The organism is Rhodococcus sp. P4_C10 (assembly GCF_056402135.1).
Genome location: NZ_JBFUHZ010000024.1, coordinates 1 through 16,148, shown reverse-complemented (window position 1 = coordinate 16,148; position 16,148 = coordinate 1). Strand labels below are relative to the sequence as shown.

At 68.9% G+C, this 16,148-nt stretch carries 12 protein-coding genes; all 12 read left to right on the top strand.

From position 1 onward, the window contains the following. Positions 1 to 217: 217 nt before the first annotated feature. On the top strand, positions 218 to 1,792 hold the full coding sequence (dnaA, locus tag AC1DWC_RS16965) for a chromosomal replication initiator protein DnaA (RefSeq protein ID WP_477909863.1): 1,575 nt from the start codon (positions 218 to 220) through the stop codon (positions 1,790 to 1,792). A 1,249-nt stretch (positions 1,793 to 3,041) separates the two neighbouring features. Beyond that, positions 3,042 to 4,226, top strand: coding sequence for a DNA polymerase III subunit beta (gene dnaN / locus AC1DWC_RS16960; RefSeq protein WP_477909861.1), 1,185 nt, complete (start codon positions 3,042 to 3,044; stop codon positions 4,224 to 4,226). A gap of 55 nt (positions 4,227 to 4,281) precedes the next feature. Beyond that, on the top strand, positions 4,282 to 5,193 hold the full coding sequence (gene gnd, locus AC1DWC_RS16955; RefSeq protein ID WP_477909859.1) for a phosphogluconate dehydrogenase (NAD(+)-dependent, decarboxylating): 912 nt from the start codon (positions 4,282 to 4,284) through the stop codon (positions 5,191 to 5,193). Beyond that, positions 5,194 to 6,384: a DNA replication/repair protein RecF gene (recF, locus tag AC1DWC_RS16950; protein ID WP_072846532.1), complete on the top strand. Its 1,191-nt coding sequence runs from the start codon at positions 5,194 to 5,196 to the stop codon at positions 6,382 to 6,384. It begins immediately after the preceding gene. Between the two features lie 23 nt (positions 6,385 to 6,407). Beyond that, positions 6,408 to 6,956 (top strand): DUF721 family protein, encoded by a 549-nt coding sequence (locus tag AC1DWC_RS16945; RefSeq protein WP_477839554.1) that lies wholly within the window; start codon positions 6,408 to 6,410, stop codon positions 6,954 to 6,956. A gap of 118 nt (positions 6,957 to 7,074) precedes the next feature. Continuing rightward, the gene (locus AC1DWC_RS16940) at positions 7,075 to 7,983 is read left to right on the top strand and encodes a metal-dependent hydrolase (RefSeq protein ID WP_477909857.1); all 909 of its coding nucleotides are present in this window, start codon (positions 7,075 to 7,077) and stop codon (positions 7,981 to 7,983) included. Positions 7,984 to 7,994: 11 nt separating this feature from the next. Then, a complete protein-coding gene (locus tag AC1DWC_RS16935) occupies positions 7,995 to 9,101 on the top strand; it encodes a PDR/VanB family oxidoreductase (protein WP_477909855.1) in 1,107 nt (368 codons plus the stop codon). Positions 9,102 to 9,111: 10 nt separating this feature from the next. Beyond that, the gene (locus AC1DWC_RS16930; protein WP_477909853.1) at positions 9,112 to 10,068 is read left to right on the top strand and encodes an alpha/beta fold hydrolase; all 957 of its coding nucleotides are present in this window, start codon (positions 9,112 to 9,114) and stop codon (positions 10,066 to 10,068) included. A gap of 176 nt (positions 10,069 to 10,244) precedes the next feature. Next, a complete protein-coding gene (gyrB, locus tag AC1DWC_RS16925; RefSeq protein WP_477909851.1) occupies positions 10,245 to 12,275 on the top strand; it encodes a DNA topoisomerase (ATP-hydrolyzing) subunit B in 2,031 nt (676 codons plus the stop codon). A gap of 355 nt (positions 12,276 to 12,630) precedes the next feature. After that, on the top strand, positions 12,631 to 15,480 hold the full coding sequence (locus AC1DWC_RS16920) for a HAMP domain-containing sensor histidine kinase (RefSeq protein ID WP_477909849.1): 2,850 nt from the start codon (positions 12,631 to 12,633) through the stop codon (positions 15,478 to 15,480). Between the two features lie 14 nt (positions 15,481 to 15,494). Beyond that, complete coding sequence (locus AC1DWC_RS16915; protein ID WP_477909907.1) at positions 15,495 to 15,929, top strand: roadblock/LC7 domain-containing protein; 435 nt, start codon at positions 15,495 to 15,497, stop codon at positions 15,927 to 15,929. Between the two features lie 13 nt (positions 15,930 to 15,942). Then, the coding region (locus AC1DWC_RS16910) for a DUF742 domain-containing protein (RefSeq protein ID WP_477909847.1) at positions 15,943 to 16,148 on the top strand (206 nt) is incomplete at its 3' end.

Sequence of the window (16,148 nt, the reverse complement as noted above, 5' to 3'; positions counted from 1 at the left end):
GCCCGCGCCGGAGCCCGGACGCTGCCGTCGAGTGGCGCATCCGCTCACACCCCCGCGGCTTATCCACAGATGTGGATAATTGTGTGGAATTACAGTCCAGGTGGCATATTCGGTGCCTTGAGCGGGGATAGTTATCCCCAGGTGGAAGCGTTGCCAGTTGCCGGTACTCCAGTCGCGAAAGACTCCGCCTCACCGCACTGACCTGGGAGGACTGAAGTTGAACGAGGAAGCACACACCCTGGAGCAGGTCTGGGTGGAGGTCCTCGCTGAACTGACGGCCGACGACTCCCACACACCGCTGTCGAGGGCCCAGAAGGCGATGCTCGCGCTGGTTCGGCCGCTCACCCTCACTCAGGGCTTCGCCCTGCTCTCCGTCCCGTCGGCATTCGTGCAGGAGTCGATCGAGCGCGATCTGCGGGAACCGATCATGCAGGCACTCAACCGGTACGTCAGTTCGGGCGTCGAGGGCCTCGGCGTCCGGGTCGCGCCGCCCGAGGAGGCCGCGGAGGCAGAATCGGAACCCGATCTGTTCAGCCGGCCCGACTACCCCGCCGTCTCCATCGAACCTTCCGCGCTCAGCGCGCCGACGTACCGACGCCGTCGGCCCGGCCCCGACGAGACCACGGACGCCGCGGCGCCCGAACCCGACGACACCGATCCGGAAGAGATCGACGAGGACCGGGAGGCGATCGCCAGCGTTCACGAGTCCTGGCCGTCGTACTTCACCAAGCCGCCGGTCTCGGCACCCTCCGAATCCGGCGGCAACAGTCTCAACGCGAAGTACACCTTCGACACCTATGTCATCGGTTCGTCGAATCGGTTCGCCCACGCCGCCGCGGTCGCGATCGCGGAGGCCCCCGCACGGGCGTACAACCCCCTGTTCGTGTGGGGTTCCTCGGGGCTGGGCAAGACACACCTGCTGCATGCGGCCGGGCACTACTCGCAGCGACTGTTCCCTGGAATTCGGGTGAAGTACGTCTCCACCGAGGAATTCACCAACGACTTCATCAACAGCCTGCGCGACGACCGCAAGGTCGCCTTCAAGCGCCGCTACCGCGAGACGGATGTCCTGCTGGTCGACGACATCCAGTTCATCGAGGGCAAGGAAGCCATCCAGGAGGAGTTCTTCTACACCTTCGAGGCCCTGCACAATGCCAACAAGCAGATCGTCATCGCCTCCGACCGGCCGCCGAAGCAGCTCGCGACCCTCGAGGAACGGCTCCGGACCCGCTTCGAGTGGGGCCTGATCACCGACGTCCAGCCGCCCGAACTCGAAACCCGGATCGCCATCCTGAGCAAGAAGGCCCGGATGGACCGGCTCGATGTCCCGGATGACGTGCTCGAACTGATCGCGAGCCGGATCGAGCGCAACATCCGCGAGCTCGAGGGCGCACTGATCCGGGTCACCGCGTTCGCCTCGCTGAACCGGCAGGCCCTGGACCTGACCCTCGCGGAGGTGGTGCTGCGCGACCTGATGCCGGACTCCGCGACGATCGAGATCAACGCCGCGACGATCATGGCCGTCACCGCCGAGTACTTCAACACCAGCATCGAGGAGCTGTGCAGCCCCGGGAAGACCCGGCCGATCGCACAGGCCCGACAGATCTCGATGTACCTCTGCCGCGAACTGACCGATCTCTCGTTGCCGAAGATCGGTCAGACCTTCGGTCGCGACCACACCACTGTGATGTACGCCGACAAGAAGATCCGCAAGGAGATGACCGAGCGACGCAAGGTCTACGACCAGGTGCAGGAGCTCACCGCGCGAATCAAGCAGCGCTCGAAGCGCTGATCAACCGGCTGGCATGCGGGTCAGCGTGTCGGCCGGTCGCGTGCGCGGCCCCGGCGGAAGAAACAGGTAGTGCACTACGCACGACGCGCGGATCGCTGGGGTCCATTCTTGGTACAGGCGTGGGGGGCGTGCGTGACAGGGGGTCGCACGCCCCCCATGTCTGCGTTCAGGGCAGGTGGATGTCTCTGGACATCGTGAACTCCCAACGGCACACCCCGTGACGATCGGGGATGGGGTCGCGCGACGATCCGGCCGTGGTCGAGGAGGATCCGCCGGACCGTCGTCGGCGACGGAAACGGATCGAACCCGAGGGACTCGCCGGCCCGAACCACGACCCGAGACGTGGCGCCGGTTCGAGTACGACGAGAAACCCACTGTCGCAGCCACCCGGAGCCGAAGACCAGGCACGGTGCGGTCGCTCGGCCGGTCTCGCCCACCGGCACGGTCCGGTTCGACGGGCATTCGATCTCCCTGAAGAGTGCATGGGGGACCGGGCGGCGGTGGTCACGGGCGAGGCGTCGACGTCGTTGCCCGGTACCTCACTCTCGACCCGTCGGTCAGGTTTCGGCCATTGACCGCACTGTCCTGAGACCTGACGGGTCGGGCCACCCATCCGTCAACGCATCCCGTCTGGCGTGCCCCGTGACCCGCAAGCCCCGTCCGGTCCCCGTGCCGATCTCCTCGGTGTGAGTCCCGACGCGCCCGAACCAGCCTGAGAATCTATTCACACCTGTGGGCAATTATGTTGTCACACCTGTGGATAACCCTGTGTGCAACTCCATGAGTCTGTGGAGTACTCGAGGATGACTCGAGGAGTACTCGAGGAGTACTCGAGGATGGACTCGAGGAGTACTCGAGGAGTACTCGAGGATGACTCGAGGAGTACCTGTGGAGTACTCGAGGATTGTTTCGAACAACATTTCCTCTGTCCACAGCACGCCCGATCTGTCCTCGAGTGCATCCTCGAGTACTGCACAGCACGCCACGCCGATACACCTGCACGTTGACCGTGCTGTCCACAGATTCCACAGGACCTATTACTACTGCTGTTCTATCTCCGGAGAGATCAGTTGAAAACAGGTCCTGTGAGCAACCGTGGCCGGCACTGAGCCGAAAGCGCGGCTCACGCCGGTTTCAGCTTTCAACTTCGAGCTGGAGGGCATACGGTGTGCTTCTGTCGTCGGTGCCGGATTCTTGGGATTCGGCATGGACGCGTAAGGCCACGTCTACGGAGAGGACCAACCCACCGATGGAGCTCGGGAGTATGAAGTTTCGGGTCGCCCGGGAAGACTTTGCGGATTCCGTCGCGTGGGTGGCTCGCAGCCTGCCTTCCCGTCCGCCCGTTCCAGTCCTCGGCGGCGTCCTGATCTCCGCGGACGAGCAGGGCCTGACGATCTCCGGGTTCGACTACGAGACGTCCGCACAGGTCAGGATCTCCGCAGAGGTCTCCGGTCCGGGCCAGTCGCTGGTCTCCGGCAAGCTCCTTGCCGACATCACCCGGTCGCTGCCCGCCAAGCCGGTGGACGTCACCGTCGACGGCACCCGGGTGCTCATCGCCTGCGGTAGTGCCAAGTTCTCCCTGCCCACCATGCCGGTCGAGGACTACCCGCAGCTTCCCGAACTGCCGCAGCAGACCGGAACCCTGCCCGTCGACGTCTTCTCCGAGGCCATCGGCCAGGTCGCGGTCGCCGCCGGCAAGGACGACACGCTGCCGATGCTGACCGGCATCCGGGTCGAGATCGAGGGCACCAATGTGGTCCTCGCGGCCACCGACCGGTTCCGCCTCGCGGTCCGTCAGATCGAGTGGACTCCCACCGCCGCCGACACCAGCGCCGCGGTGCTCATCCCAGCGAAGACCCTGTCCGAGGCAGCGAAAACTCTTGGTGGGCCGTCGAATTCGCCGATCCAGCTGGCATTCGGCGCCGGTTCCACGGTGGGCTCGGAAGGGCTGCTCGGCATCGTCGGCGAGGGTCGTCGCACCACCACCCGACTGCTCGACGCGGAATTCCCCAAGTTCCGTCAGCTGCTCCCGCCGGAGCACACCGCGATCGCGACCGTCGAGGTGCTCCCGCTGGTCGAGGCCATCAAGCGTGTCGCGCTGGTCGCCGAGCGCGGTGCACAGGTGCGGATGCAGTTCTCGGCCGACGGTCTGCTGCTCGCGGCGGGTGGCGACGACGCCGGCCGCGCCGAGGAGGCACTCGAGGCCCAGTTCCAGGGCGAGGCGCTGACCATCGCGTTCAACCCCGGCTACCTGATCGACGGTCTCGGTTCGCTGCACAGCGAGCGGGTGTCGTTCGGGTTCACCACCCCGAGCCGGCCGGCCGTGCTCCGCCCCGCCCCGGAGGAGGAGCCGGTGCCCGGCGAGAACGGCGCCTTCGCCGCCCCCGAGAGCGACTACACGTACCTGCTCATGCCGGTCCGGCTGCCGGGCTGACACCCGGGCGGTCACCGCCGTCGGAACACCGAGTCGTCACGCACCGTCTATCCGAGTGAAGGGACATCACAGGATGCAACTGGGACTGGTCGGACTCGGGAAGATGGGCTTCAACATGCGCGAACGTCTCCGCGCGCAGGGCCACGAGGTGCTCGGGTACGACCCGCGACCGGAGGTCACCGACGTGGCCTCGCTCGCGGACCTCGCCGGCGGCCTCACGGCGCCCCGGGTGGTGTGGGTGATGGTGCCGTCCGGGCAGATCACCCGGGACACCATTGCCGAACTCGCCCAGGTGCTCGACGCCGGTGACCTGGTGATCGACGGCGGGAACTCCCGGTTCACCGAGGACCGCCCGCACGCGGACCTGCTCGGCGCGGCCGGCATCGGGTTCCTCGACTGCGGCGTCTCCGGCGGCGTGTGGGGGCTCGAGAACGGTTACGGGTTGATGGTCGGCGGCGACGAGTCCGACGTCGCACGCGCGCTGCCGATCTTCGACTCGCTGCGTCCGGAGGGCGAGCGGGCCGACGGCTACGTGCACGCCGGACCGGTCGGCGCCGGGCACTTCGCCAAGATGGTGCACAACGGCATCGAGTACGGGCTGATGCAGGCGTACGCCGAGGGGTACGAGCTGCTCGAGGCGGAGGACCTCGTCACCGACGTGCACGGCGTGCTGCGGGCCTGGACCAAGGGCACCGTCGTGCGGTCCTGGCTGTTGGAACTGTTGGTCAAGGCGCTCGCCGAGGACCCCGAGTTTGCCGAAATCTCTGGCTACACACAGGATTCCGGAGAGGGACGGTGGACAGTGGAGGAGGCGATCAACCATGCCGTGCCGGCGCCGGTGATCTCCGCGGCGCTGTTCGCCCGGTTCGCCTCCCGGCAGTCCGACTCGCCGGCGATGAAGGCCGTCTCGGCCCTGCGCAACCAGTTCGGTGGTCACGCCGTCCAACGGGTCTCGGAATCCGGCTAAGTGTTCGTTCGCAAGTTCACGCTCCGCGACTTCCGGTCCTGGGACGGAGTCACCCTCGAGCCCGGCCCGGGCATCACCTTGTTCCTCGGCCCGAACGGACACGGCAAGACCAACCTGCTCGAGGCGCTCGGCTACCTCGCGACCCTCTCCTCGCACCGGGTCTCGACGGACGCGCCGCTGATCCGGGCGGGCGCGGCCCAGGCCCAGGTCGGTGCGGTCGTGGTCAACGACGGCCGGGAACTGGCCGTCGACCTCGAGATCAACGACGGCCGGGCGAACCGGGCCCGGATGAACGGTTCGCCGCTGCGTCGGCCCCGCGAGATCCTCGGCGTGCTCCGCAGCGTGTTGTTCGCCCCCGAGGACCTCTCGCTGGTGCGGGGCGACCCGGGGGACCGGCGCCGGTTCCTCGACGAACTGCTGTGTTCGCGGATCCCGCGGATGGCCGCGGTCAAGGCGGACTACGAGAAGGTGCTGCGGCAGCGCTCGGCCCTGCTCAAGACCGCAGGAGGCGCGCTGCGCCGCGGCGGGCGGTCCACCGACGGTGCGAGTGCCCTTGCGACACTTGATGTCTGGGATGGGCACCTGGCCGCGCACGGTGCCGAACTGCTGGCCGGTCGGTTGCGGCTGGTCGGCGAGCTCACCGACCACGTGACCCAGGCCTACCGGGACATCGCGCCGGAGTCCCGGCCGGCGAGCATCCGCTACCGCAGTAGCCTGGGCGCGTCGATGCCGCCCGAGCTCGCCGACCCGCGGCGCGAGTGGGTGCGCGAGGACGTCGAGGTGCTCGAAGCCAGCTTCCTCAGCGAACTCGCCGTCGCCCGGCAGCGCGAGATCGATCGCGGGGTGTGCCTGGTGGGCCCGCACCGCGACGATCTCGACCTGGTGCTCGGGGACCAGCCGGCCAAGGGCTTCGCCAGTCACGGCGAGTCGTGGTCGTTCGCGCTGTCGCTGCGGCTCGCGGCCTTCGCGCTGCTGCGCACCGACGGCACCGACCCGGTGCTGATGCTCGACGACGTGTTTGCCGAGTTGGACCGCAAGCGTCGCAGCGCACTGGCGGCGGTCGCGGCCGACGCCGAACAGGTGCTCATCACCGCGGCCGTCGCGGAGGACGTGCCGGCCGAACTCGACGCGGCCCGGTTCGCGGTCGCGGCCGTGGAGCGGCCCGACGGCCGCACCTCCACCCTCGGCTGACCCAGAGCAGGAAAGGACACCCCATGCCCGACGAGACACCGGCCGCCGGCGGCCCGGACAAAGATCCCGAACTCCGTGGCATCGACCTGGCGCGCCGGGCGCTGGAGGAGGCCCGTGCGGCGGCGAAGGCAAAGGGGCAGTCGGTCGGTCAGGGCCGGTCGTCGCCGGGGACCCGACGCACCGGCCGTCGAGGCTGGTCGGGCCCGGGGCCGGACACCCGGGACCCGCAGGCCTTCGGCGCGCTGACCAGTTCCGTAGCCAAGAAGCGGGGATGGTCGCCGAGGGTCTCCGAGGGAACGGTGCTGGGCCGGTGGCCGGAGGTGGTGGGGGAGGACATCGCGGTGCACGCCGTGCCGTTGAGCCTGCGTGACGGCGTGTTGAGCATCTCGGCCGAGTCCACGGCCTGGGCCACCCAGCTGCGGATGATGCAGGCGCAGATCCTGGCGAAGATTGCCGCGGCCGTCGGGAACGGCGTGGTGACGACGCTGCGGATCACCGGGCCCAGCGCCCCCAGCTGGCGCAAGGGCGAACGACACATCCGCGGCCGGGGCCCGCGGGACACCTACGGATAGGACCGGGCGGGGCCCGTCGGGACCCCTGCATTTGTCTATTACCCCATGTTACAGTTACTCGAATTACCGAGTGAACTGTGTCACAGGCGTCGCCGCGTGACGTCGAAAGGGGAGCCCGATGTCCGTCGAGACCGCGCCCGCGCCGACCGTGGCGGAACCCGACCACCTCCTGCTGCAGGCGCGGAACGTCGAGTTCGACTGGTCGGACCTGCCGATGCACTGGATCCCAGGCGACCCCTTCGCCACCCACGTGTTCAACGTGCTGCACCTGCTGCTGCCCGCCGGCGAGGACTGGTTCGTCGAGACCTTCAAGGAGGCGCTCCCGCTGATCGAGGACGAGGAGCTGCGCGCCGACGTCGCCGGCTTCATCGGCCAGGAGGCGATGCACTCGCACGCCCACACCGGCGTGCTCGCGCACCTCAAGGACAGGGGCCTGGACCCGACGCCGTTCACCGACCAGATGGAGTGGGTGTTCGGCAAGCTCCTCGGTCCGCGACCGTTCACCGCGGGGCGCAAGGAGAACTACCTGATCGAGCGGCTCGCGCTGATCGCCGCGATCGAGCACCTGACCGCGTTCCTCGGCGACTGGGTCCTCAACGCCGAGGGCCTCGACCGGGCCAACCCGCACCCGACGATGCTGGACCTGCTGCGCTGGCACGGCAGCGAGGAGGTCGAGCATCGCGCCGTCGCCTACGACGTGATGCGGTACTTCGACAAGCGGGAGTCCCGGCGCCTGCGCACCCAGCTGATCGCCACCCCAGCCATCGTCTACCTGTGGGTGCGCGGCACCCGGTTCCTGATGGCGAACGATCCCGAGCTCGCGAGCTGGGCGCCGCACCGCCGCAAGCCGCACTGGTCCGACTTCCGGGCGGCGGGCAGACGCGGCGTGCTGCCGGGCATCAAGGAGGTGGTGGTGCGGATGGGCCGCTACTTCGGCCGCAACTACCACCCCTCGCACGAGGGCTCGACGGCCCAGGCGGTCGCGTACCTCGCCGCCTCCCCGGCCGCGCAGGCTGCGACCCGGTAGCGCCGCCCTCGATGACGACCATGACGAACGTGCCCGACGAGAACGTCGCGCCGCCGCCGGACCTGCGCGGCCGGGCTCGCCGCGACCGCGTGATGTCCTTTGCGAAAGTGTTGGTGGACAATTACTTTCGCCTCATCGAGCGGCATGATTACAACCCCGGCCACGCCGGGCACAACCCGGACTCCGCGATGACCCTGACGGTGACCGCGCGCGAGGTCGTCGCGCGCGACGAGAACGTCGCCGCGCTCACCTTCGCCGCCCCCGGTGGCGGCCACCTGCCGGCCTGGCAGCCGGGCTGTCACCTCGACTTCCACCTGCCCTCCGGGCGGCGTCGTCAGTACTCGCTGTGCGGGGACCCCGCGGACCGCTCCCACTACCGCATCGCGGTCCGCGCGATTCCGGACGGCGGCGGCGGGTCCGTCGAGATGCACGGCCTGCGACCCGGCACCACGGTGACCGTCCGTGGCCCCCGCAACGGCTTCCCGTTCGTCGGGCACGGGCGGGCACTGTTCGTCGCCGGCGGCATCGGGATCACACCGATCCTGGCGATGGTGCGCGCGGCGCGGGCCGCCGGGATGGACTGGCAGTTCGTGTACTCGGGGCGCTCCCGCGAGTCGATGCCGTTCCTCGACGAGATCGAGTCATGGGATCCGGCAAGGGTTTTCGTTCGTCCCGACGACGAGTTCGGGATCCCGACCGCCCAGGACCTGCTGGGCCGGGCCCCGGCCGGCGGCGCCGTCTACTGCTGCGGTCCGACGCCGATGCTCGAACTGGTGCGCACCGCGTTCCCCGCCACCCCGGCGACCGCACTGCACTTCGAGCGGTTCGGTGCGCCGCCGGTGCTCGACGGGACCGCATTCGAGGTCGAACTCGCGGGCAGCGGCGAGGTGCTCACGGTGCCCGCGGACCGGTCCGCGCTCGACGTGATCAGGGAGCGACTGCCCGGCGTCGGCTACTCCTGTCAGCAGGGGTTCTGCGGCACCTGCCGGGTGCGGGTGCTCGGCGGCACCCCCGAGCACCGGGAGACGCGGTTGAGCGCGGCCGAGCAGGAGAACGAGATGTTGATCTGTGTGTCCCGATCCGCCGGCGAGCGCCTCGTCCTGGATCTTCAGACGTGAGGAACAGCGAATGAGCAACAGCAGCAACGGATCCCACTCGGTGCGGCCGGCCGTCGCGTCGACCGTCGGCAACGGTGACGTCGAACTGGCCGTCTTCGAGCAGGGAAACCCGAACGGTCCCACGCTCGTGCTGGTGCACGGCTGGCCGGACACCCACCAGTTGTGGGAGCACGTGGTGCCGCGACTGGCGGAGAGGTTCCGGGTGGTCAGCTACGACAGTCGCGGCGCCGGCCGCAGCACCGTGCCGGCCGCCGTGTCGGCCTACCGGCTCGAGTTGATCGCCCAGGACCTGTTCGCGGTGATCGACGCGGTCAGCCCGACCGAACCGGTGCACGTGCTCTCCCACGACTGGGGTTCGGTCGAGACCTGGGAGGCGGTGTGCGAGCCCGACGCGGACCGCCGCATCGCGTCGTTCACCTCGATCTCCGGCCCGAACCTCGACCACCTCGGCACCTGGGTCCGCGAGGGGTTCGCCGACCCGAGCCCCCGCCGGATCCGGGACCGGCTCGCCCAGGCCGTCGCCTCGGCGTACACCGTGCTCTTCCAGATTCCGGTGCTGGGCCCGCTGCCGTTCCGGCTCGGTCTGGACCGGCTGTGGCCGACGTTCCTGCGGTTCTTCGACGGACTCGACCCCACCCTGGTCCCGACCGCGCCGACGTTGCGCGCGGACATGGTCAACGGCCTCAAGCTCTACCGGGCGAACATCAGGCCGCGTCTCGGTGCGCCGCGGGCACGCCGCACCGACGTGCCGGTGCAGTTGATCCTCAACGCCAACGACCGCGCGGTCCGTCCGGTGGGTTACCAGGACACCGAGAAGTGGGCCCCCGACCTGCGGCGTCGGGTGATCCCGGCCGGGCACTGGTCGCCGATCTCGCATGCCGCCGAGGTGGCCCGGCTGACCGCGGAGTTCGTCGAGGACGTGCTCGACCGTGACGTCGTGACGGACGCCGACACGGTCTCGTCCTGACCCGATCCACCCAGGTTTGCACCTACCGGGGTCGCCGAAAATGCGCTGACGGGGACGTCAGGGGTGTCGTAGGCACTCCCGGCCATGCCCGTGCAAGTAAGATGGCGTGGTACCTCGCGGCCGCCGGCTCCACTGGCCGCGCTCGGCATGCAGATGAGAAGGAGAGCACCCCGCCCGTGGCTGCCCAGAAGTCAGACAAGAGCACTCCGAGCAAAGACTACGACGCATCGTCCATCACGATCCTCGAGGGACTCGAGGCGGTTCGCAAGCGCCCCGGTATGTACATCGGTTCCACCGGTGAGCGCGGCCTGCACCACCTGATCTGGGAGGTCGTCGACAACTCGGTCGACGAGGCGATGGCCGGGCACGCGAGCAAGGTCGAGGTGACGCTGCTCGAGGACGGCGGCATCCGGGTCGTCGACGACGGTCGAGGCATTCCCGTCGGGATGCACGCGTCCGGAGTTCCGACCGTCGAGGTCGTCCTGACCCAGCTCCATGCCGGCGGCAAGTTCGACTCGGACTCGTACGCGGTCTCCGGTGGCCTGCACGGTGTCGGCATCTCCGTGGTCAACGCGCTGTCCACCCGCCTCGACGTGGACATCAACGTCGACGGCTTCGAGTGGCACCAGACGTACACCGACTCCAAGCCCGGTGAGCTGATCAAGGGTGACGCCACCAAGGCGACGGGAACCACCGTCAGCTTCTGGGCTGACCCGGAGATCTTCGAGACGACTCGATACAACTTCGAGACCGTCGCCCGTCGCCTGCAGGAGATGGCCTTCCTGAACAAGGGTCTGACCATCACGCTGACCGACGAGCGCGCCGAGGTCATCGACGACGAGGCCGCCGAAGTCGCCGAGGCGCCGAGGTCGGCCGCCGAGGTGGAGGAGGAGGAGAAGTCGGGGAAGGTGAAGACGAAGTCCCGCATCTACCACTACCCCGGTGGACTCGAGGACTACGTCCGGCACATCAACAAGAGCAAGACCCCGATCCACAACTCGGTGGTGGGCTTCACCGGCAAGGGCCCCGGCCACGAGCTCGAGGTCGCGATGCAGTGGAACTCCGGGTACTCGGAGTCCGTGCACACTTTCGCGAACACCATCAACACCCACGAGGGCGGCACCCACGAAGAGGGCTTCCGCGCCGCGTTGACGGCCACCGTCAACAAGTACGCGCTGGACAAGAAGCTGCTCAAGGACAAGGACCCGAAGCTCACCGGCGACGACATCCGCGAGGGTCTCGCGGCCATCGTCAGCGTCAAAGTCAGCGAGCCGCAGTTCGAGGGCCAGACCAAGACCAAGCTCGGCAACACCGAGGTCAAGTCGTTCGTGCAGAAGGCGTGCAACGAGCACCTCGGGCACTGGTTCGAGTCCAACCCGGCCGATGCCAAGACGATCGTCGGCAAGGCGGTGTCCTCCGCGCAGGCCCGCGTCGCCGCCCGCAAGGCGCGCGAACTGGTCCGGCGCAAGAGCGCCACCGACCTCGGCGGCCTGCCCGGCAAGCTCGCCGACTGCCGCTCCAACGACCCGGCCAAGTCCGAGATCTACATCGTGGAGGGCGACTCCGCAGGCGGCTCGGCCAAGTCCGGCCGCGACTCGATGTACCAGGCGATCCTCCCGCTGCGCGGCAAGATCATCAACGTCGAGAAGGCCCGCATCGACCGCGTCCTCAAGAACACCGAGGTCCAGTCGATCATCACCGCGTTCGGTACCGGCATCCACGACGAGTTCGACATCGCCAAGCTGCGGTACCACAAGATCGTGCTGATGGCCGACGCCGACGTCGACGGCCAGCACATCGCCACCCTGCTGCTGACGTTGCTGTTCCGGTTCATGCGTCCGCTGGTCGAGCACGGCCACGTCTACCTCGCGCAGCCGCCGCTGTACAAGCTCAAGTGGCAGCGGTCGGACCCGGACTTCGCGTACTCGGACCGCGAGCGCGACGCGCTGCTCGACGCCGGCCTCAAGAGCGGCAAGAAGATCAACAAGGACGACGGCATCCAGCGCTACAAGGGTCTCGGCGAGATGAACGCCAAGGAACTGTGGGAGACCACCATGGATCCGTCGGTGCGGGTGCTGCGCCTGGTGACCCTCGACGACGCGGCGGCGGCCGACGAGCTGTTCAGCATCCTGATGGGTGAGGACGTCGAGGCCCGTCGCAGCTTCATCACCCGTAACGCGAAGGATGTCCGCTTCCTCGACGTCTGAGAGACCCAGGGAACCGAGCCGGGCGCGTGTGAAGTGAATCACTTTGGCGCCCGGCTCGGCGCAATCCGGAGAAGCTGGTGGGGTACGACGGCACCAGTGGGGCTGATATGGCGCGATTGCGACAGTTGTGCCGGAATTGTCCTGACGCCTGCGGGATTGGCCGGGCCGTTCGATCACGACGTCATAACGACTCGAGAACAATAAGGCACTCGCCGGGGTCTCGGAGCCTCTAGACTCCGGAGCCGCTGAGGAGTCAGTCCTCGACTCCCTCCACCGAACAGTCGTTCTGTGGTCCGGGGGGGCGGCACGAGTACGGGAACTTGTGCCGGACCTGGGTGGAAAGTGAGTTTGGAAGATGAAGACGCAGTCGCCGCCTGTCAACAGGCCGTGGAACCTCGAGGGCTGGGGTCTGCGATGGAAGGTCGCCGCGGTGGTCGCGCTGCCGATCACCGCGGCAATGGTGCTCGGTGGGCTCCGCGTACAGGACCAGCTCAGCACCGCCGCCCACTTCAGCGAGGCCGCGACGCGAACCTCCATCGTCGCGCCGCTGCTGGACATGGACGTCGCGACCGGCTTCCTCATCGCCAACTACCTCTCCCGGCAGGGGTCGCCGACCGACGACGCCGCGCAGGTCAGCAAGACGATCGAGGCGATGCGCGAGGCCATCGCGGACCCCGAGATGGATCCCGACCTGGTGGCCTCCGTGGAACGGGTGATCGGCGACACCGAGGCGCTCCGCGGCGACATGACGAAACTGTCGCTCGACGACCTCGGTGCCCGGACGGCGGCGATCCAGTCGGACGCGGCGAAGACCGTCATCGCGGCCATCGCGCCCATCGGTGACGAGACGATCCTCAACGAGGGAACCCGGCTGATCGACGCCTGGGCCGCGCAGCGTCGCCTCTTCGACCAGACGCTCGCGATCATCAAGCGCTATCAGGATCCGAACATCACCGACGGCGAGCTGGCTACCGGCATCGGCGCCGAGCTGGCCATGATCGACATCCTGGCCCGCTACTTCCCGGAGGACGACCCCAACCTGGCCGCTCTGCGGCAGGCGGTCAACACCCGCAGCGACCTGATGCTGAACACGCCGGCCGGTACGCCGCCGAAGCTCGAGATGCATCAGACGATGCTCGACAGCCAGTCGATCTACACCCCGCTGATCAAGAGCTCGACCGCCAAGATCATCGACCTGGTGGCCGCGAAGGCCAGCGAGACCCGTTCCGCGGCGGTACAGGCCGCCGTCGTGGTGCTCGCCACGCTGCTCGCCACGATCCTGCTGGGCCTGGTTGTCGCGCGGTCACTGATCCGCCCGATCAACCGGCTCCGGCGCGGGGCGATCAAGGTCGCCGACGAGGACCTCCCCAACGCGCTCGAGCGGATCAAGGTCGGCGACACCTCCGCGGTCACCGACTTCGAGCCGATCCCGGTGTACACCACCGAGGAGATCGGCACGCTCGCCCGCGCCGTCGACGACATGCACGGCCAGGCACTCAAGCTGGCCGGGGACCAGGCGCAACTGCGCCTGCAGATCGGCGACATGTTCGAGACCCTCGCCCGGCGCAGCAAGTCGCTGGTCGACCAGCAGCTCGGCCTGATCGAGAACCTCGAGTTCGAGGAGAAGGATCCCCGGCGGCTCGAGAGCCTCTTCCGGCTCGACCACCTCGCGGCCCGCATGCGCCGAAACGGCGAGAACCTGCTGATCCTCTCCGGTACCCGCACCCGCCGCGGCCACTCCGAACCCGTCCAGGTCGGCGACGTGCTGCGCGCCGCGATGTCCGAGGTGGAGGACTACCAGCGGGTGGAGGTCGGCAATACGCCGCAGGGCGCGATCGCCGGCGCCGTCGCCACGGACATCGTGCACATGCTGGCCGAACTGCTGGACAACTCGCTGCGCGCCTCCCCGCCCGAGTCCAAGGTGACGTTCAACTTCGCCCGCGCCGTCGACGGCGGGCTGCTGCTCGAGATCGCCGACCGCGGCATCGGCATCCAGCCGGCGGAGCTGGCAAAGATCAACGAGCGGCTCGCGTCCGGCGGCGAGGTGAGCGCCGAGACGGCCCGCCACATGGGCCTGTACGTGATCAGCGAGCTCGCCGCGCAGCACGGACTGACCGTCCGGATGCGTCCGACCTTCGACACGATGCGGAACCAAGGTGTCACGACGAGCGTGCACATCCCACACACCGTGATGGTGTCGCCGCTGGCGCTGGCGATGACCGGGCCGCAGGCGTCCGTGGATGCCTACGGCGAGGAGCCGGCTCCTCGGCCGCGGCCCGCAGCGCCCATGGCCCAGGTGCCTCGGCCGCAGACGCAGGCGCAGGCGCAGGCGCCTCAGTCTCAGGCGCCCGAGACGCGGTCGGGGCCCGTGGTCCCGGTATCCGTCACAGTGGGTCCCGGCCCACTGACGTTGGCGCCCGGCACCGAGGTACCCAGCGCCCAGCCTCCTGCCGCCGAGCAGCCCGGTCTGCCGCAGCGCACCCCGGGCGTCGCGGCCGGGTTCACCGAGGGCGCCCCCGAGCGTCCGGACGGGCCCCCGGAGCGCACACCCGAGCCCACGGCGGCGCCTCCGCAGCGTGCCCCCGAGCCCACGGCGGCGCCTCTGCAGCGTGTCCCCGAGCCCACGGTGGCGCTGCCGCGGCGGACCCCCGGTGCCACACCCGGCCTGCCACCGCGGAGCGACCTGGTGGCTGGGCCGGTCACGCCGGCCCCCACCCCGGATCCGGTCGTCGGCCCGTCACCCGTCACCGGCCCGGACAACGACGACCCGGCCCGGGCGAGGCGACACCGCTACCGCCTGAACTCCGAGAAGACGGCGTCGTTCTTCATGGCCCGACCGCGGGTCGAGGAGCCGCCGGCGCTGCTCTCCACCGAGACGACGCCGATCTTCATGGGCATGGTCTCCGACTGGCTGACAGACCCCATCTCGGCAGAGGGAAACCGGGCCTGGAAGTCCGCCGCGGACGTAGGCTGGGACGCCGCCAACCGGGCCACCGGGCCACGCGGCGAGTCGCGTACCGCTTCGGGGCTGCCACAACGTCGACCCGGACACCGACTGGTGCCCGGCCGGGTCGACGGGGCTGACAAGATCAACACGCCGCCGAGGCTGCGCGACCCGGATGCGATCCGCGAGAAGCTCAGCAGGCACCAACAGGGCATCCGCGAGGGCCGCGCCGCCGGCCAGGCCGAACGCAACAGCATCTAAGGAGACAGATGAACATGGATCAGGGATCCGAGCTCAACCTGGATCAGGGATCCGCGGGCCGCAGCTCGCTCGACTGGCTGGTCTCGAATTTCGCCCGCGACGTGCAGGGTGTCACCCATGCGGTGCTGGTGTCCGCGGACGGGCTGCTGATGGCGGCCAGTTCCCACCTGCCGGTGGACCGGGCCGAGCAGCTGGCGGCGGTGACCTCCGGGCTCGCGAGCCTGTCCGCGGGCGTCTCGCGGCTGTTCGAGGGCGGCGGAGTGCTCCAGTCGGTGGTCGAGATGCAGCGTGGCTACCTGCTGCTGATGAGCGTCGGCGACGGCTCGCACCTGGCGACGCTCACCTCGGCGGGCTGCGACATCGGGCAGGTCGGCTACGAGATGGCGCTGCTGGTCGACCGGGTCGGCGCGTCTGTGCAGGCGGCGCCGCGGGCCGTCGTCGGGACCTGACCGCGAGGTGGCCATGGACGACAGCCAGAACTTCGAACGTGCCGGTGGCGGACCGAGTCTGGTCCGGCCCTACTCGCTGACGTCCGGGCGTACCCTGCCGGCGGTCGAGTTGGCGCTCGAGGCGCTGATCCAGGCCCTGCCGGACACCGCGAACCGAAACTGGGAACTCGGGGACGTGGACGCGACGATCGTGGCACTGTGCGCACAGTCGCCGTCCGT

Coding starts and splice junctions, on each gene's coding strand:
- dnaN (WP_477909861.1), top strand. CDS start 3,042: ATGGAGCTCGGGAGTATGAAGTTTCGGGTCGCCCGGGAAGACTTTGCG.
- AC1DWC_RS16945 (WP_477839554.1), top strand. CDS start 6,408: ATGCCCGACGAGACACCGGCCGCCGGCGGCCCGGACAAAGATCCCGAA.
- AC1DWC_RS16940 (WP_477909857.1), top strand. CDS start 7,075: ATGTCCGTCGAGACCGCGCCCGCGCCGACCGTGGCGGAACCCGACCAC.
- AC1DWC_RS16935 (WP_477909855.1), top strand. CDS start 7,995: ATGACGACCATGACGAACGTGCCCGACGAGAACGTCGCGCCGCCGCCG.
- AC1DWC_RS16930 (WP_477909853.1), top strand. CDS start 9,112: ATGAGCAACAGCAGCAACGGATCCCACTCGGTGCGGCCGGCCGTCGCG.
- AC1DWC_RS16920 (WP_477909849.1), top strand. CDS start 12,631: ATGAAGACGCAGTCGCCGCCTGTCAACAGGCCGTGGAACCTCGAGGGC.
- AC1DWC_RS16915 (WP_477909907.1), top strand. CDS start 15,495: ATGGATCAGGGATCCGAGCTCAACCTGGATCAGGGATCCGCGGGCCGC.